17 protein-coding genes are annotated in these 15,838 nt (G+C 70.8%); 7 read left to right on the forward strand and 10 right to left on the reverse strand.

Translation table 11 applies throughout. The features are described 5' to 3' along the window. Positions 1-113 precede the first annotated feature (113 nt). The 4 genes from ABD374_RS24120 to ABD374_RS24135 all read right to left on the reverse strand — a co-directional run bounded on the left by ABD374_RS24120 (position 114) and on the right by ABD374_RS24135 (position 3,611). Positions 114-893, reverse strand: a complete 780-nt coding sequence (locus ABD374_RS24120) for an HAD-IIA family hydrolase (RefSeq protein ID WP_344497671.1) — start codon at positions 891-893, stop codon at positions 114-116. A 73-nt stretch (positions 894-966) separates the two neighbouring features. Further along, on the reverse strand, positions 967-1,215 hold the full coding sequence (locus tag ABD374_RS24125; protein WP_344497672.1) for a hypothetical protein: 249 nt from the start codon (positions 1,213-1,215) through the stop codon (positions 967-969). Between the two features lie 146 nt (positions 1,216-1,361). Then, a complete protein-coding gene (locus ABD374_RS24130) occupies positions 1,362-2,252 on the reverse strand; it encodes a hypothetical protein (protein ID WP_344497673.1) in 891 nt (296 codons plus the stop codon). A gap of 177 nt (positions 2,253-2,429) precedes the next feature. Continuing rightward, positions 2,430-3,611, reverse strand: a complete 1,182-nt coding sequence (locus tag ABD374_RS24135) for an ROK family transcriptional regulator (RefSeq protein ID WP_344497674.1) — start codon at positions 3,609-3,611, stop codon at positions 2,430-2,432. Positions 3,612-3,667: 56 nt separating this feature from the next. Here ABD374_RS24135 and ABD374_RS24140 point away from each other — a divergent pair, with 56 nt between their 5' ends. Both ABD374_RS24140 and ABD374_RS24145 read left to right on the forward strand, forming a co-directional pair. Then, complete coding sequence (locus ABD374_RS24140; RefSeq protein WP_344497675.1) at positions 3,668-4,765, forward strand: Gfo/Idh/MocA family protein; 1,098 nt, start codon at positions 3,668-3,670, stop codon at positions 4,763-4,765. Further along, the gene (locus ABD374_RS24145) at positions 4,762-5,262 is read left to right on the forward strand and encodes a heme-degrading domain-containing protein (protein WP_344497676.1); all 501 of its coding nucleotides are present in this window, start codon (positions 4,762-4,764) and stop codon (positions 5,260-5,262) included. Before ABD374_RS24140 ends, ABD374_RS24145 begins: the two co-directional genes overlap by 4 nt. A gap of 166 nt (positions 5,263-5,428) precedes the next feature. On the opposite strand, the gene ABD374_RS24150 is transcribed toward ABD374_RS24145, so the two are convergent. The 3 genes from ABD374_RS24150 to ABD374_RS24160 all read right to left on the reverse strand — a co-directional run bounded on the left by ABD374_RS24150 (position 5,429) and on the right by ABD374_RS24160 (position 7,653). Further along, positions 5,429-6,289: a fumarylacetoacetate hydrolase family protein gene (locus ABD374_RS24150; protein ID WP_344497677.1), complete on the reverse strand. Its 861-nt coding sequence runs from the start codon at positions 6,287-6,289 to the stop codon at positions 5,429-5,431. A gap of 121 nt (positions 6,290-6,410) precedes the next feature. After that, positions 6,411-7,250 carry a YidC/Oxa1 family membrane protein insertase gene (locus ABD374_RS24155; protein ID WP_344497678.1) on the reverse strand — a complete coding sequence of 280 codons (840 nt, stop codon included), beginning with the start codon at positions 7,248-7,250 and terminating at the stop codon, positions 6,411-6,413. 118 nt (positions 7,251-7,368) lie between these two features. Beyond that, positions 7,369-7,653 (reverse strand): DUF6412 domain-containing protein, encoded by a 285-nt coding sequence (locus tag ABD374_RS24160; RefSeq protein ID WP_344497796.1) that lies wholly within the window; start codon positions 7,651-7,653, stop codon positions 7,369-7,371. A gap of 376 nt (positions 7,654-8,029) precedes the next feature. Between ABD374_RS24160 and ABD374_RS24165 the strand changes: the two genes are divergently transcribed. Continuing rightward, positions 8,030-9,046, forward strand: a complete 1,017-nt coding sequence (locus tag ABD374_RS24165; RefSeq protein WP_344497679.1) for an SEC-C metal-binding domain-containing protein — start codon at positions 8,030-8,032, stop codon at positions 9,044-9,046. Positions 9,047-9,433: 387 nt separating this feature from the next. Beyond that, positions 9,434-10,336 (forward strand): SRA domain-containing endonuclease, encoded by a 903-nt coding sequence (locus ABD374_RS34900; RefSeq protein WP_486388633.1) that lies wholly within the window; start codon positions 9,434-9,436, stop codon positions 10,334-10,336. 93 nt (positions 10,337-10,429) lie between these two features. On the opposite strand, the gene ABD374_RS24175 is transcribed toward ABD374_RS34900, so the two are convergent. Then, positions 10,430-11,089 carry an ATP-binding protein gene (locus ABD374_RS24175; protein WP_344497797.1) on the reverse strand — a complete coding sequence of 220 codons (660 nt, stop codon included), beginning with the start codon at positions 11,087-11,089 and terminating at the stop codon, positions 10,430-10,432. Between the two features lie 207 nt (positions 11,090-11,296). Between ABD374_RS24175 and ABD374_RS24180 the strand changes: the two genes are divergently transcribed. Both ABD374_RS24180 and ABD374_RS24185 read left to right on the forward strand, forming a co-directional pair. Continuing rightward, positions 11,297-12,142, forward strand: coding sequence for a helix-turn-helix domain-containing protein (locus ABD374_RS24180; RefSeq protein WP_344497798.1), 846 nt, complete (start codon positions 11,297-11,299; stop codon positions 12,140-12,142). Next, positions 12,142-12,342 carry a DUF397 domain-containing protein gene (locus tag ABD374_RS24185; protein ID WP_344497681.1) on the forward strand — a complete coding sequence of 67 codons (201 nt, stop codon included), beginning with the start codon at positions 12,142-12,144 and terminating at the stop codon, positions 12,340-12,342. The genes ABD374_RS24180 and ABD374_RS24185 overlap by 1 nt, the downstream gene beginning before the upstream one ends. Before the next feature lie 67 nt (positions 12,343-12,409). On the opposite strand, the gene ABD374_RS24195 is transcribed toward ABD374_RS24185, so the two are convergent. After that, positions 12,410-13,465 (reverse strand): alpha/beta fold hydrolase, encoded by a 1,056-nt coding sequence (locus ABD374_RS24195; protein WP_486388634.1) that lies wholly within the window; start codon positions 13,463-13,465, stop codon positions 12,410-12,412. A gap of 191 nt (positions 13,466-13,656) precedes the next feature. On the opposite strand from ABD374_RS24195, the gene ABD374_RS24200 reads away from it, so the two are divergent. Further along, positions 13,657-14,010 (forward strand): hypothetical protein, encoded by a 354-nt coding sequence (locus ABD374_RS24200; protein WP_344497682.1) that lies wholly within the window; start codon positions 13,657-13,659, stop codon positions 14,008-14,010. A 371-nt stretch (positions 14,011-14,381) separates the two neighbouring features. Here the strand turns inward: ABD374_RS24200 and ABD374_RS24205 are convergent, their stop codons facing one another. Then, positions 14,382-15,773: a DUF445 domain-containing protein gene (locus tag ABD374_RS24205; protein ID WP_344497683.1), complete on the reverse strand. Its 1,392-nt coding sequence runs from the start codon at positions 15,771-15,773 to the stop codon at positions 14,382-14,384. Positions 15,774-15,838 lie beyond the last annotated feature (65 nt).

Genomic DNA, 15,838 nt, shown 5'->3' on the forward strand with positions numbered 1-15,838 from the left:
GTCCTACGAAGATTCACCGGTACGGGCCGTTTCCGCATCTCCAGGGGCGCGTCAGTGCGCCGTACGGGCCCAGGAGCGCGCCGCGCGGCGGCCGGGCCGGGCGGACGGCCGGGTCAGACGCGGTCGACGAGGTCCGCGATCGAGTCGACGATCGTCGACGGCCGGAACGGATAACGGTCGACGTCCGCCGGCCCCGTCAGACCGGTCAGTACGAGAAACGTCTCCATGCCCGCTTCCAGCCCCGCCAGGACGTCCGTGTCCATCCGGTCGCCGATCATCGCGCTGGTCTCGGAGTGCGCGCCGATCGCGTTGAGTCCGGTCCGCATCATCAGCGGGTTGGGCTTGCCCGCGAAGTACGGGTCCTTGCCGGTCGCCTTGGTGATCAGTGCGGCGACGGCTCCGGTGGCGGGCAGCGGACCCTCACGGCTCGGGCCGGTCTCGTCGGGGTTGGTGCAGATGAAGCGCGCACCGGCGTTGATGAGCCGGATCGCCTTGGTGAGTGCCTCGAAGCTGTACGTACGGGTCTCGCCCAGGACGACGTAGTCCGGGTCGTGGTCGGTCAGGACGTAACCGATGTCGTGCAGCGCGGTGGTCAGTCCCGCCTCGCCGATGACGTACGCCGTGCCGCCGGGCCGCTGGTCGTCGAGGAAGCGGGCGGTGGCGAGCGCCGAGGTCCAGATGTTCTCCACGGGCACGTCGAGGCCCATGCGGAAGAGGCGCGCGTGCAGGTCGCGGGCGGTGTAGATCGAGTTGTTCGTGAGGACCAGGAACGGCCTGCCCGATTCGCGCAGCCGCTTGATGAAGGCATCGGCGCCGGGGATGGGCGTGCCCTCGTGGATGAGAACGCCGTCCATGTCGGTGAGCCATGATTCGATCGGCTTGCGCTCTGCCATGTGCCGGACTCCTGCCGTACGCAAAAAAACGCTGGGGCGCCCGGACCACGCCGTCCGGGCGCCCCCACCTTAATCAGACTGCCGTGATCTTGACCCCGTCGACCACCCGGTACCAGATGTTGCTGCCGGTGCGGCGGAAGCCGACGCCGGCGGCCCCGGCCGGGACGTCGAGGGTCGGCGACCGGGGCTGCGAGACGACGAGGCGGGAGGAGAAGGACGAGTCCGGCTCGAAGCCGGTGTCCGGGCGCGGGACGCGGGAGACGGCGGCGTACGTGCTCTTCATGGCGGCGATGTGGGCCTTCACGGCGTAGTACTGGGGCACGCGGCCGTGCTCGGGGACGCCGGAGCGGATCGGTGCGCCGGGGTCGTGGTCGTGCGCGTTCGGGGAGTCCTTCGGGTAGTCCGCGCAGGGATGTCGGCAGACGGCCGTGAAGGCGGCGCGGCACGGCGGTGGCGGGGACGGCCGGTTCAGCGGTGGGGCGCGCGGTGGCGCCGGGCCACCGCCACAAGAGCCGCGCCGCCGAGGACGAAGGCGCCTGCGAGGGCCCCGAGCACGGGCAGGTGGTCCTGGCCGGTCCGGGCGAGGGCGGGAGGTTCGTGGAGACCGCTCCTCGGGTCGTCGCCGGGGCGGTGGCCGTCGGGGGAGCCGGTGGGGGCGTCCGGCTCCGGGGCGACGGGGGAGCCGGTTTCCGCATCCGGGTCCGAATCGGCATGCGTATCGACGTCGGCATGCGTATCCGTACCCGTACCCGTGTCCGTCTTCGCTCCGACAACGGCGAAGCGGTAGTCGTTCGACTCGCCGACCCACTCGCCGTCGTCGGGCTGCCGCTGGACGACGGCGGCGTTGGCGACGGCTTCGGTGGGAACCGTGCCGGAGTCGAAGGCGAGCCGCACCTTCACGGTGACGGTACGGCCGGCGGCGACGGTGAAGCCCGGGAAGCCGCCGTCGAAGACGCCGATGTGCTCGTCCTCGTCGGTGGTCTCGAAGGGGACGCCGATCCACCGCCCCGCGCCGTCGTCGAACTCCAGCTCCACCTGCCCGGCGTCGAGCTCCCGGTCCTTGTCGGTGAGAACGACGACCGGGTGGATGCTGCGGCAGCTCCGGTCGGTGGCGTTGGTGAGCTCCAGGCGCCATTCGCCCGCCGCGCCGCCCGCCCGGTAGGTGTCGGGGCCGCCGCGCAGGCGGGTGGTGAGGGGGAAGTCGGGGGATGCGGGATCACCGCAGGAGGGCTGCTGGTCCGCGAAGGCGCCCAGGGCCGCGACGCCGTCCGACGAACCGTCGTCGGCACGGGCGGTGACGGCCGCGGAAGAGACCACAGCGGTTGCCGCCGCGGCTCCGAGCGCGAGAGCACCGCGCACGCGCACGAGGAGCCGAGCCCTTGCAGGTCGAGATCGCCCGGTCATGATCCGTGACCCTGCCACGCGTACGCGGCGGGCCGTGTACGCCACACCCCGGTGCGCTTGTACGACTGGATGAAATCCCTCCGACGGACCAGCCGCCGGCCACTCACCGCGCCCCCTTCCCCTTGTTCCCCGCTACTCCCCCGCGCCCCCCGCGCCCCCCGCAGCCCCGGCGTCCCCGGCGCTCCCGGCACCCGGGAACGCGACGTCCGCATGACCGAAGACCGGGGCGAGGACGAGCTGCGCGGCCCCGTCGGCGACGGCGCGCCCGTCGCCCACCGCCGCGGCGACCGGCACGGCGGGTCCGCTGCCCTCGCGCCGGGCGAGTTCGGCGAGTACCGCCCCCACACCCCGTACGAACACGTCCTCCTCCGCCGCGACGACACGTCCGCCGAGCAGCACCCGGTCGATGTCCAGCAGCCCGACGAGGTTGGCCGCCCCGGCCCCGAGGACCCGCGCGGCCTGCGCGAGGTCACCGCGGGCGACGGCGGCGAGGCAGAGCGCCTCGATGCAGCCGCGACCGCCGCAGGAGCAGCGGGCCCCGTCCAGCTGGAGCGTCTGGTGCCCGAACTCGCCCGCCCCGGTGCGCGCCCCGCGGTAGAGCGCCCCGCCGAGCACCAGCCCGGCGCCGAGCCCCGTACCGAGGTGGAGGTAGGCGAAGGACCCGCCGGCGGGCCGGGCCCGGAGGGCGAGGCCGAGAGCGGCGGCGTTGGTGTCCTTGTCCACCACGACGGGCAGCCCCAGCCGCTCGCTCAGCACGTCCCGCAAGGCGAAGCCGTCCCACTGCGGAAACCCGGTGACGCGGTGCAGCACCCCCCGGCCGTGGTCGAGCGGCCCCGGCACGGCGACCCCGACCCCGAGCAGCCCTCGTGGGGCGAGGGGAAGGGCCCGGGGCGGGGGGAGGGCCAGGGCGGCGATCTGGCGGGACGCCGCCTCGATCACCGCCGGCGCCCCCGCCCCGAAGTCCAGCGGCGTTCTCCGCGCCGCGACCGTCGTGCCCGCGAGGTCCACCAGGACCGCCGTCAGCTCGTCGCGGTCGAGGTGCAGCCCGACCGCGTACCCCGCGTCCGGCACCAGCCGCAGTACTGTCCGCGGCTTGCCGCCCGTGGACGCGCGCCGGCCGGCCTCCGCCGCGAGCCCCTCCGCCCGCAGCCGCGCGGTGATCTTGCTGACGGCCTGCGGCGTGAGCCCGGTGCGCTCGGCGAGCTCCAGACGGCTGATGCCCGCCTCGCCCGCCGTGCGCAGCAGATCGAGGACCAGCGCCGCGTTGTGGCTGCGCAGTGCCGGCAGGTTCACGCCCGTATTGCTCCTGTTCACGAGCCCATTGTCCACCGCGCTTGCACTTTGGCAACAGCGTTGTTTAAGTGGGTGTCATGACTGGCACCGGTACCGACACCCACGCGCCGCTGCGCGTCGGACTCGTGGGCTACGGCCTCGCGGGCTCCGTCTTCCACGCCCCGCTCATCGCCGCCACCGACGGGCTCGCCCTCGACACGGTCGTCACCTCGAACCCGGAGCGGCAGGAACAGGCCCGCGCCGAGTTCCCCGGCGTCCGCGTCGCGGCCTCGTCCGACGAGCTGTGGGCGCGCGCGGACGAGCTCGACCTGATCGTGATCGCCTCCCCCAACAAGACCCACGTCCCCCTCGCGACCGCCGCCCTCGAGGCGGGTCTGCCGGTCGTCGTGGACAAGCCGGTCGCCGGCACCGCCGCCGAGGCGCGCGAGCTGGCGGCTCTCGCCGACGAGCGCGGTCTCCTCCTCTCCGTCTTCCAGAACCGCCGCTGGGACAACGACTTCCTCACCCTCCAGCAGCTGATCGCCTCCGGCGAGCTCGGCGACGTGCAGCGCTTCGAGTCCCGCTTCGAGCGGTGGCGCCCGCGGCCCAAGGGCGGCTGGCGCGAGTCGGGCGACCCGGCGGAGATCGGCGGGCTGCTGTACGACCTGGGCAGCCACGTCGTCGACCAGGCGCTGGTGCTCTTCGGCCCGGCGGTCCGGGTGTACGCCGAGTCCGACGTACGCCGCCCCGGCGCCGAGGCCGACGACGACACGTTCATCGCGATCACGCACGCGAACGGCGTCCGCTCGCACCTCTACGTGAGCGCCACCACCGCCCAGCTCGGCCCGCGCTTTCGCGTGCTCGGCTCGCGCGCGGGCTATGTGAAGTACGGCCTGGACCCGCAGGAGGCCGCACTGCGCGAGGGCAGGCGGCCGGCGGCGGACGGCGCCTGGGGCGAGGAGCCGGAGGCGGCCTGGGGCCGCATCGGCGCGGGCGAGTCCCCGGCGACGGGCGGCGGCAGCCCGGTCCCGACGCGGCCGGGCGACTATCCGGCGTACTACGCGGCCGTCGCCACCGCCGTGCGCGCGCGGACCGCTCCCCCGGTCACCGCGGCGCAGGCGGCCGCGGCGCTCGACGTACTGGAGGCGGCGCGCCGCTCGGCCCGCGAGGGCGTGACCGTGGAGATCCCCGCATGAGCCCGACGAACCCCACGACCGGGCCCGCAAGCTCCACGACCGCCGAACTGATCGCCGAACTGGCCGCCCAGGAACGCCGCCTGGTCCTCCCCCGCTTCACCCACGAGGACGCCTGGGCCCTCGGCGGCCTCCTGGTCGAGCTGGCCCGCGAGCGCGACGCCCCCGTGGCGATCGACATCCGGCGCGGCACGCAGCAGCTCTTCCACTGCGCGCTGCCGGGGTCGAGCGCGGACAACGACGCGTGGATCGACCGCAAGCGACGCGTCGTGGAGCGGTACGCGGAGAGCTCGTACCTGGTCGGTACGCGCTTCCGCGCGAAGGGCACGACCTTCGAGGACTCCTCGCGCCTGGACCCGGACGTGTACGCCGCACACGGCGGCGCGTTCCCGGTCGCGGTGGAGGGCGCGGGCGTGATCGGCACGGTCACCGTCTCCGGCCTCCCGCAGGCGGAGGACCACGCGATGGTGGTGGAGGCCCTGACCCGCTTCAAGGGCTGAGCCCCGCCCCGGCCCCGCCCCTCGGTCTCCGGACGGCGCGATCGCCGGACGACGCGGCACCGTCCAGCCCGTCCGGCGACCGAGGGCACACCCGGAGGCCGTCCGGCGCCCCGGGTTCCCGCCGCCCCGCATCCCCGCATCCCCGCCGGAGAGACGGTGACGCCTCCTACGCCTCCTTGAGCTCCTGCCGCTGGCGCCCCAGCCCCGACACCTCCAGCTCCACCACGTCCCCCGACCGCAGGTACGGCTTCGGCTCGGGCTGCCCCATCGCCACGCCCGCCGGCGTACCCGTGTTGATCACGTCGCCCGGGTACAGCGTCATGAACTGGCTCACGTACCGCACCACTTCGCCCACCGGGAAGATCTGCTCGGCCGTCGTGCCGTCCTGCTTCAGCTCACCGTTCACCCACAGCTTCAGGTCCAGCGCCTGCGGGTCCGGCACCTCGTCCGCCGTCACCAGCCACGGGCCCAGCGGGTTGAACGTCTCGCAGTTCTTCCCCTTGTCCCAGGTCCCGCCGCGCTCGATCTGGAACTCGCGCTCGGAGACGTCGTGCGCCACCGCGTACCCGGCGACGTGCGCGAGCCCGTCCTCGGCCGAGTCCAGGTAGCGGGCGGTGCGGCCGATGACGACGGCCAGCTCGACCTCCCAGTCGGTCTTCGTGCTGCCGCGCGGTACGAGCACGGTGTCGTCGGGGCCGACGACCGTGTCCGGGGCCTTGAAGAAGATGATCGGCTCGGCGGGTATCGCCGCACCCGTCTCGGCCGCGTGGTCGTGGTAATTCAGCCCGATGCACACGATCTTGCCGATACGGGCGAGCGGCGGGCCGACCCGCGTCCCGGCCGCACCGTCGATCACCGGCAGCTCACCGCCCGCCGCGGCCGCGCGGATCCGGCCCAGGGCCCCCTCGTCGGCGAGCAGGTCACCGTCGATGTCCGGGACGAGACCCGACAGATCCCGGAGCGTCCCGTCCTGGTCGAGCAGCGCCGGACGTTCGGCCCCCGCCGTTCCCACACGCAGCAGCTTCATGGTCAGTCTCCTTGGTCGAGTGTCGCGCCCGGCCCCGGCCGATGGGTGCGGCCATCGGAGGATTGGTCGATCCTCCAAGGTCGTGGTCCACTCTGCAAGACCCCGTTCACGGACTGGACTGCTACGCGGCAGTAGCAACCGCGCCCCCACCAGCGGGAACGTCCCGGTAGAGGCAGGCCCGCTCGACCGCGCTCCACGTCATGCTGGTGACCAGGTACAGCGCGGCGGCCAACGGCACCACGGCCACCGTGAAGAGCGTCGCGAAGGACATCAGCGGCATCACCTTGGTCATGGCACTCGTCGCCCCGGCGCCCGGCACCTGCGGCCCGCCCTGCGTACCCGTGCCCTGCGCACCCGTGCCCTTCGTACTCGCACTCGCGCCCGGGGCGCCCGTCCCCGGCGCCCCCATGCCCGGTGCGTCCGCCAGCTGCCGCTTGGTGCGCCGGTAGTCGAACGTCGCCACCGCCGCGACGACCGCGAACAGCGCGACGTACAGCAGCCCCTGCGCCCCGAAGACCCCGCCGTCCGCCAGCGCGTCGGTCCAGCGGCCGCCGAGCGGGCTGGCGAAGAGGGCGTGGCCGAGGAGCTCGTTCGGCTCGCCGCCGATCTGCCGGTTCGAGAAGAGGTGGTACATCAGGAAGAACGCCGGCAGCTGGAGGAGGCTGGGCAGACAGCCCGACAGCGGCGAGACCTTCTCCTTGGCGTGCAGCTCCAGGACCGCCTTCTGGAGGCGCTCCGGACTTTTGCTGTGCTTCTCGCGCAACTCGGCGATCTGCGGCGCGAGCCTGGTGCGAGCCTTCTGGCCGCGGGCAGCCGCCCGTGACAGGGGATGGACGGCGAGTCGTACGCAGGCGGTGAACAGGATGATCGCGGCGGCCGCGGCGGAGGCGTGGAAGAACGGTTCGAGCAGATCCGCGAGGCGCGTGACCAGGCCGGCGAAGGCGGACATGAGGTCGGACATGGTGAGCCCTCCGAAGGGTCTCGTCGTGCCGGAAGAGAGACAGATCGGCATCGACGACCCACGCGGAGCACGCGAGGTGAGGCAAGGGCAGGGGGGAGAGGTGAGGCGGCTCGCGTCCCTACGCGGTGGTCGTCGAAGGACGACGACCCGGCGCCCGGGGCCTGGTCCGCCCGCGCGCGTCGGGATCACGCTGGGGCAGGAACGCGGTGCGCTGCTCCCGGTCCCGTATCGCCGTACGCACCCGGGTGCGTGGCACCGCGGGAACGGAGCGCGCCGCGACGAGGGCGCAGGCGGCGAGCGCGGAACCGGCCGCGGCGGTCGCGGCGACCGCGACGGCGGCGGAGAAGCTGCCGTTCTCGACGAGGAGGACTTCGGTGAGGAGGAAGAGGACAAGGCCGGCCATGCGCGCCAACCGCGCCGAACAACTGATCACGTTCCCCCTCCTCCCACCCGCTCTCACCGGCTCTCACCGGCCCTGATCGGCCCTGATCGGCTCATCAACTCATCGACGATGCCAAGGCCCGGCACTGACAACGGCCCCTGCCGGGCGCTTCCCATCCGCCGGATCCGAGGCCGGCACCTGCGCGTCGGGCCTCGCGTCCGCATCACATGGCCCGTACTGACTGACGCACAACGCGACCACCAGGTTCCCCGCGAGCGCCACGATTCCCGCCGGGCACGGTGCCGGTGGTCCCTGGTGGTCCCGGCCCGAATCGTGTCCCGTCTCTGGCGCTCCGGGCTCTCTCGCCGGCGCGGCGTACAGCAGTACGGTATGGACCATGCGCCCCGACACGTCTGCCGATCACGCCGATCACACCGCCGAAGCCGAGCGCCTGCTGCGCACCGCGACGCAGTATCCCGAGGACCAGGAGCCGCTGTACCTCCAGGCCGCGGCCCACCTGGAACTCTCCGGCGACCGTGCCCGCGCGGCCACGCTGTACGACCAGCTCCTGACGAAGGCTCCGGACAACCCGCCTCTCGTGAAGGCCCTCAAGGCGGCCAACCTGTGGGAGTACGGCCACGAGGCGGAGGCCCGCGCGATCATCGACGGCATCCGCGCCGCGGCCCCGCGCGAGCCGGCGCCCTGGGTGATCATCGCGGAGGCCCTCGAATCCCACGACGAGCTCCACGCCTCCCACGACGCCTTCACCGCCGCGGTGACCCTCCTCGTCGACCCGTCGGAGGAGATCCCGTACGCGGCCGGACCGCTCCTCACCGGCCGCCACCGCGTACGCCGCATGCTGGGCCTGCCGCACGACGAATGGGACGCGCTGGCGGACACCGTCAACGCCGGCCCCATCGCCCTGGACGAGCTGCACGACCCGAACCGGCTGTGGTCGCTGGGCTCGGACAACCCGGCGGAACTCCGGGCCGAGATCGCCCGCCTGCGCGCCGAACTGGGCACGTACCGCACCGCGCTGTCCCGTCCGTTCCCGGTGGCGATGCTGCACTGGACCGAGGAGGAGCTGCGCGAACTCCTGTCGGTGTACCCGGCCCTGACGGCGGACTACCCCACCCACGCCGCCCACCTGTCCGCGGTCGAGGCGTCCCTGCGCGACCTGTCCTCGACCGGCACCCAGAACCTGGGCATCGTGTGCGGAACGGTCCCCTCCTACGAGGCGTTCGCCGCATCGGAATCAGCGTCGCCCGAAGACGCGTCCCTGCTCCCCCAGTACGCCACGACCCTGGCGGCCCGCGGCCGGGCGACCTCCTGGCCCCCGGCCCGCAACGCCCCCTGCTGGTGCGGCTCGAACACCCCCTACCGCGACTGCCACGGCACCCCCGACCTCCCCTGACTCTCCCGCTGGGCCCCTGAACGCCACCGTCTACCCAGACCTGCGCGAGGGGCTCGCTGGCCGTACTCCGTCCGCTACGCCCCGGCGGAGCCGTCACGCGCGGCAGCAGATCACACGAATAAGACACACGGCAAGGCCGGGGCTGGCAGGGGCATCCTGCTGTGTGTGTCCGTACTGGTAACTGGCACTGCTGAGTCCCACCCTGGCCTGAGCATTCAAGCAAGTCGTGGACTTTAGCCCCACCTTGTGAGATCACCTGCCCCACTCAAGATCAGAGCAGTACCTTCACAATCAAACTTTCACCTTAGAACTGTTTCCTTGATCCTTTCCCGATCACCCGGTCCCTGACGCCACCAACTGACCTAAAACGACACCACTGGGAGCTTTGTGTTGGATATAGCTGTTGGTACAGCACTTAAGCGGCGAGAGATTCATCTACGCTACGGCGGTAGTTGGCAAGGAGGCATCAGCCCGTCAGGAACAACACCTCACGTCATGCTCTTCACTGACCCCACGCGAGGTCACCAACACGGTTACTTTGACGGTTGGGGCGCTGACGGTTGCTATCACTATTGCGGCCAGGGTCAGTACGGAGACCAGGAAATGGTCCGCGGGAATCTTGCGATCCTCAATCACGTCAAGGACCAGCGTTCCCTCCATCTCTTTCGATCGACCACTCGCGGGGTGGTAGAACACCTAGGCCAATTCACCCTTGACTCGGAGCGCCCTTGGTACACCACAGATGCCCCGGACACGGACGGCGCGATCCGTAGCGTCATCATGTTCAGGCTTCGCCCGCTCGACTCAGCCCCATCAGGGGTGGAACTCCCCTTCACCCCGCCCACTTCTACGGTTGTGGAAGACGTCAACGTCGAGCAGCACAACGTAGAGCAAATGGTCGTCAACCCGAGCAGTGAACCGCGACTTGTTGATCGTCGCGAGGCAAAGCTCGTCAGGGCGTACCAAAGACACCTACAGTCACAGGGGCACACAGTTGGCCGGAAGAAGATCATTCCCGCCGGTGAGCTAAAGCCCTTGTTCACGGATCTCTATGATGCTACCGACAACATACTGATCGAGGCGAAGGGAACCGTTACTCGCGAGGCAATCCGCATGGCGATCGGCCAGCTTTTCGACTATCGACGCTACATAGCCCCAAGGCCAAGAATCGCCCTACTGCTCCCGTCCCGCCCTCGCAAGGACCTCATTAACCTCTGCCACTCTGATGAAGTTGCCGCATTTGCGATCTGGCCGAAGGGTGATGACGCATACGTAACGAGCCGGGATTAAGCAGGCACAGCAGGAAATGCTACGGCTCGCCAAAAGCCGAGGTAAGTTCCTACCTTCGTCCCTGTTGATCAGGCTAGCGGACCCACTAGCCCATCAATAGACGCTTCTCCCCCCTTTCGCCTCGAAGTGCGTCTGGGCGCGGTCAAGGACCTCGTCCGGGTCACGACCGTGGGCGCGTAGCCAGTGGAGGAGGTCGACGATCAGGTCGATCGTCGCCTCTTCCGCCACAGCCAGTCCGAGCGGGCCCCTCGGGTCTGCGGTGGGATGCGTGGCCCGGCGGTAGAGCGCCAGAGTCCCTTCGGCCCTCGTTACACGGCAGCCGCCTGTGTGGCCTGTCGGTGCCACCAAGCCGGTAGGCAGTTCACACCACGTCACCTTGGAATCGGCGCGCAGGATGACACCCCAGCGGTCCGTGATCGCATCGACGATGGCCATGCCCCTGCCCGACTCGTCGCCATCCCTGGCAGCGAGCAACGTGGGCAGGGCGCGCGCGTCCGGGTCACGGACTTCGATGCGGAGGCGCGTGCCGGCCATGGAGACGGCGAGCGTCGCCGGCGTACCCGGGCCGATATGTGTGAGGACGTTGGTGACCAGTTCGGACACGCAGAGCTGGGCGACATCGATCAGTTCGGGAAGTCCCCAGAGCCTGAGCTGCAGAGCCATCACGCGCCGCAGACCAGCGACCTCTTCAGCCTCCGCAAGGAAGGGTAGGTCCCATGCCTTCCTTGGAACCTCGCACTGACATTCATCCATGCCGACAGCCCTCACTTTCACGAGCGTGGCGATCGCTCAGCGCAGCGACCCTCGCACCCAGAGTGACAGTGAAACTCTCAATATGGAACTCTCATCTATGAGTTGAGGGAGCACGCCACGCCTGCGCGCGCCCCAGGCGTGCGCCGTCTTGCCTGTACCGCTCCAGGCCGTGCAGGCTCAAGGAGATCGACACGAAGGGCCATGACCGTGCCAGTTGGACCGACTACCCGCAGGCGCCAACTCGGCGCGGACTTGCGCCGACTGCGTGAGCGCAAGGGCCTCTCACTGGAGGAGGCCGGAGCACTCGTCGGCATCTCGAAGGCCACACTGAGCCGATACGAAACCAAAGGCGGATCGGTCAAGTGGCCCGCTGTGGATGCCCTTTGCCGCGAGTACGGGACGTCGGAACAGGAGCGTCAGACTCTCGTCACGTTGGCCAAGGAAGCCAAGACTCGCGGGTGGTGGCGTTCGCTCGCCGATCCGATTCCTGAGTCGATGAACCTCATGCTGACCCTCGAGGACGAGGTCATCCGTGAAGACCACTACTCGTGCATGTACGTGCCCGGCCTGCTCCAGACGCGCGCATACGCCGAAGCCGTGCATCGCGCTTCCGAGATGCGCTGCACCGAGCAAGAGATTGCGCACATGGTCGACATCCGCATGAAGCGTCAGGAACTTCTGGACCGGGCGGAACCACCGCACATCTGGGCCGTGGTCGACGAGGCGGTCATGCGCCGCATGGTCGGTGGACCCGAAGTCATGCGTGAACAACTTCGGCACATCCTGGAGCTGACCAAGCGGCCTCACATCACCGTCCAGGTACTGCCCTTCGCCAGCGGTGCACACGCTGCGGCGGTCGGCAGCTTCGTGATTCTCGGCGGCCAGGAACCTGAACTCGACGTGGTGTATGTGGACATCATCGGAGGCGGGCTCTTCATGGAGAAGCCCGAGGAACTGGAACGCTATAAGTTGGCGTTCCGATACCTACAGGCTCAGGCACTGGACATCACCGCCTCCGCCGCACTCCTGAGCCGAGCTTCCGAGGAGCTTTGATGGATCACGAAGGCATCCGTTGGATCAAGTCCTCGTACAGCGGGGGGAGCGGAACCGAGTGCGTCGAGGTGGCACCCCTCGCCGAGTGCACCGCGGTGCGCGATTCGAAGGTGCCCGACGGGGCGTGTATCGCCGTGCGGCACGGCGCATGGGCGGGGTTTGTCCGTGCTGTGCGGCGCGGGGAGTTCGACGCGGGCTAGCGTCGAGTCGAGCACCCGCCGGTCCGGCCCCGCGAAGGTACCCGCATCGGGCACCTCGGGGGCGGCGTCACGCGCGCGGTGAAGGAAGGGTCAGGCGCGGTCCGGGCCGGGCGTCCGGGTGGCGGTGGCGTGGGGGAGGAACGCGGTCAGGGGCGCGTGGAGGGCCCGGGGGTTGTCCAGGTGTACGTCGTGGGCCGCGTCCGGGATGACCTCGGTGCGGGTGGACAGCGGCGGCGGGTTCGCATTTCCGCGGCCTCCGCCTCCGGCATCCAGCCCTGCGCGCCCAGGACGACCAGCGTGGGGCAGCGGATCCGGTTCCACTCCGCCCAGAAGTCGCGTTCCGCGTTCTCCGCCGCCGTGGCCACCATGACGTCACGGTCCACACGCGGGTGCCAGCCGTCGGGGCGTTCCTCCGGGCCCGCCGCCCACGCCCGGCCCGCCGCACCGCCGCCGAAGAAATCGGCCGCGGCGGACCGGGAGGCGAAAGGGACCGGCCAGGAGGCCGGCCAGTCGGCGATGGCCGCGGGGAGGCCGGGTCCGGGCCCCCCGGGCCCGCCTCGACCAGGGTCAGGGACGCGCCCCTGTCGGGGTGCGCCGCCGCCGTCAGCATCGCCGTGCGGCCGCCCATGGGCTGGCCGACCAGGAACACCGGGCCCAGGGCCAGCCCGTCGATCACCGCGAGCACGTCGCGTACGTACGACGCCCTGGAGACCGAGGGCGGGCGGCGGGTGCTCGTGCCGTGGCCCCGGGCGTCGTACGCGATCACGTGGTGCGCCGGGGCGAGGAGTTCCGCCAGGACGTCCCATTCGGCCGCGTGGCCGGCCAGGCCGTGGAGGAGGAGTACCGGTGGACGGCCGAGACCCGGTTCCGGGTGCGGGTCCGGATCCTCGTAGTCGCGGCAGGTCAGGTGTACGCCGCCGCGTACGCCGCCCCGCAGGCCGTCCCGTACGCCACCTCCCGCGTCGGCCGCCGGGCCCACCACGGTTCGTATCCGCAGGGGAGACCAAGCTGCCGAACGTCTCTCGCCGCGGCCCTCGGTCGTAAATCGCCGGAGCGGGGAGGGGTGGGGACGGCGGGGCGGCTTCAACTCCGCCGCCCGATTCCTGTGGTTGGGACATGACACAGCAACGGGCTTCGGACGGGCCGTCAGGGCCGGTGTTCCTGACGTCGCATCAACGCCGTCGGTGCATGCGATTCGTCCTCCTGGGGCATGTATCGGGCTATTCGAGTGGATTGGGTGCGTAATACGCCTGCTTCGGCGCGAGATGGGGAGATCCTCAGACAGTCCGTACGTACATCACGAAAGGGACCCCCATGCGTATCAGCACCGCGCTCGCCGCCTCCGCCTTCGCCGCCTCTGTCCTGCTGGGCAGCGCCGGCACGGCGCTCGCCTGCGACGGCGAGAACGGCCCTGAGGGACGCCACCACTCCGAGGAGTACAACGACGGCCGCCACCACTCCGACGAGTACGGCGACAAGGGCCGCCACCACTCCAAGGGCAAGGAGGCCGGCTACGCCGAGTACTGCAACATCGGCGGTGAGAACGGCGTCACCCACGCGCGCTTCATGGGCTACAAGGAGCACAGCAAGGGCAAGTACGACGGCCACCACGAGGGCTACCAGCACCACGGCTCGTACAAGAGCTACTGCGTCTCTTCCCACAGCTGACAGCTCCGCGCTGCCGCACCACCAGAACGGCCCCGCCCCTGCGGCTTGTCCGCGGGCGCGGGGCCGCTCCCATGGTTGCCCGCCCGTGCAGCCGAACGCCCCCGGGCCGCGGAAACCGGATCGTGAAAAGCGAGGACGCGGGAAACCGGATCGTGAAAAGCGGGGACGCGGGAAGCCGGGTCGCGAAAAGCGGGGATGCGGAAAGCCGGTCGCGGAAAGCCGGGACGTTGTTGAGCACGTGGAGGCTGCCGTACGTACTACCGGCAGCTCCCCCAGTGGCCGGGCACGTGACCGACGACAGGCGGTCACGTGCCCGGCGCGTGTCCCCGGGCCACGGTGCCCCGGGCTCCCGGGCCCCGGTGCCCGCCGGCCTAACCGCCCACCGCGTGCGACACCGTGTGGATCAGCAGCCCCGCCAGCGCCCCCACCACCGTGCCGTTGATCCTGATGAACTGCAGGTCCCGCCCGATGTGGGCCTCGATCTTCTTCGACGTCTGCTCCGCGTCCCAGCCCGCCACCGTGTCGCTGATCAGCGAGGTGATCTCGCCGCGGTAGGTCGTCACCACGTACACCGCCGCGCCCTCCACCCACCCCTCGAGCTTCTCCTGCAACCGCCTGTCCGTCGCCAGCCGCGCGCCCAGCGAGAGCAGCGAGGCCCGCACCCGCAGACGCAGTTCGCTCTGCTCGTCCTCCGCCGCCGAGATGATCATGGCGCGTACGGACCCCCAGGCCGAGGCGATCACGTCCTGGACCTCCCCCCGCCCCAGGATCTCCGACTTCAGCCGCTCCACCTTCGCCCGCGTGTCCGTGTCCGACCGGAGGTCGGACGCGAAGTCCGTCAGGAAGCGGTCGATCGCGCCGCGCGCCGGGTGGTCCGGCATGTCACGCATCTCGGAGATGAAGCGCAGCAGCTCCTTGTAGACGCGTTCGCCGACCTTCCTGTCCACGAAGCGCGGCGTCCAGCCCGGCGCCCCGCCCTGCACCGCGTCCATCACCGAGTCCACGTGCAGCACCAGCCAGTCGTGGGCGCGCGCGCAGACCAGGTCGACCGCGCGGTCGTGCGCGCCGTCCGCGACGACACTCTCCAGGGCCTTCCCGATCCCCGGGGCGATCTCCACGGCGTTCGCGCGCCGCGTGATCGCCTCGCCGACGACCGCCTGGACGTCGGAGTCGCGCAGGACGGTCAGCGCGCCGCGCAGGGCCGTGGAGAGTTCCTCCGTCACGCGGTCGGCGTGGTCCGGCTCCGCCAGCCAGGTGCCGACGCGGCCGCCGATGCCGATGGCGCGCAGGCGGGCGCGTACGACGTCCTCGGAGAGGAAGTTCTCACCGACGAAGGAGCCGAGCGTGGTGCCCAGCTGGTCCTTCTTCGTCGGGATGATCGCGGTGTGCGGGACGGGCAGGCCCATCGGGCGCTTGAAGAGGGCCGTCACGGCGAACCAGTCGGCGAGCGCGCCCACCATGCCCGCCTCGGCCGCCGCCGCGACGTACGCCGGCCAGCCGCCGACGCCCGATCGCTCCGCCCAGGTGGCGAGTACGTAGACCAGCGCGACCAGGAGCAGCAGCCCGGTGGCCGTCGCCTTCATGCGGCGTACGCCCTGGCGCTTCTCCTCGTCGGCCGCGCTGTACGCGAAGGGCGGGAGGGGGGCGGACGAGGACGAAGAGGAGGAGGAAGAGGACGAAGAGGACGGGGACGCAGACAGGGGGGTGGGCGGGGGCTCGGGCGGCGGGGAGGTCACGTGGGGGGAGTTCTCCTTGCCGGACATGTCGTCAGTTCCCTTTTCGTTACGATCCATCCGCTCCACCCGTTCGCCTCGCACGCACCATCTCG

This window comes from Streptomyces enissocaesilis (assembly GCF_039533765.1).
Taxonomy (GTDB): domain Bacteria; phylum Actinomycetota; class Actinomycetes; order Streptomycetales; family Streptomycetaceae; genus Streptomyces; species Streptomyces enissocaesilis.

What these genes read in the sequence shown, in the direction of transcription:
- ABD374_RS24120 (WP_344497671.1), bottom strand. Translation starts at nt 893, where the DNA reads ATGGCAGAGCGCAAGCCGATCGAATCATGGCTCACCGACATGGACGGC.
- ABD374_RS24140 (WP_344497675.1), top strand. Translation starts at nt 3,668, where the DNA reads ATGACTGGCACCGGTACCGACACCCACGCGCCGCTGCGCGTCGGACTC.
- ABD374_RS24145 (WP_344497676.1), top strand. Translation starts at nt 4,762, where the DNA reads ATGAGCCCGACGAACCCCACGACCGGGCCCGCAAGCTCCACGACCGCC.
- ABD374_RS24150 (WP_344497677.1), bottom strand. Translation starts at nt 6,289, where the DNA reads ATGAAGCTGCTGCGTGTGGGAACGGCGGGGGCCGAACGTCCGGCGCTG.
- ABD374_RS24155 (WP_344497678.1), bottom strand. Translation starts at nt 7,250, where the DNA reads ATGTCCGACCTCATGTCCGCCTTCGCCGGCCTGGTCACGCGCCTCGCG.
- ABD374_RS24160 (WP_344497796.1), bottom strand. Translation starts at nt 7,653, where the DNA reads ATGGCCGGCCTTGTCCTCTTCCTCCTCACCGAAGTCCTCCTCGTCGAG.
- ABD374_RS24165 (WP_344497679.1), top strand. Translation starts at nt 8,030, where the DNA reads ATGCGCCCCGACACGTCTGCCGATCACGCCGATCACACCGCCGAAGCC.
- ABD374_RS24175 (WP_344497797.1), bottom strand. Translation starts at nt 11,089, where the DNA reads ATGGATGAATGTCAGTGCGAGGTTCCAAGGAAGGCATGGGACCTACCC.
- ABD374_RS24185 (WP_344497681.1), top strand. Translation starts at nt 12,142, where the DNA reads ATGGATCACGAAGGCATCCGTTGGATCAAGTCCTCGTACAGCGGGGGG.
- ABD374_RS24200 (WP_344497682.1), top strand. Translation starts at nt 13,657, where the DNA reads ATGCGTATCAGCACCGCGCTCGCCGCCTCCGCCTTCGCCGCCTCTGTC.
- ABD374_RS24205 (WP_344497683.1), bottom strand. Translation starts at nt 15,773, where the DNA reads ATGTCCGGCAAGGAGAACTCCCCCCACGTGACCTCCCCGCCGCCCGAG.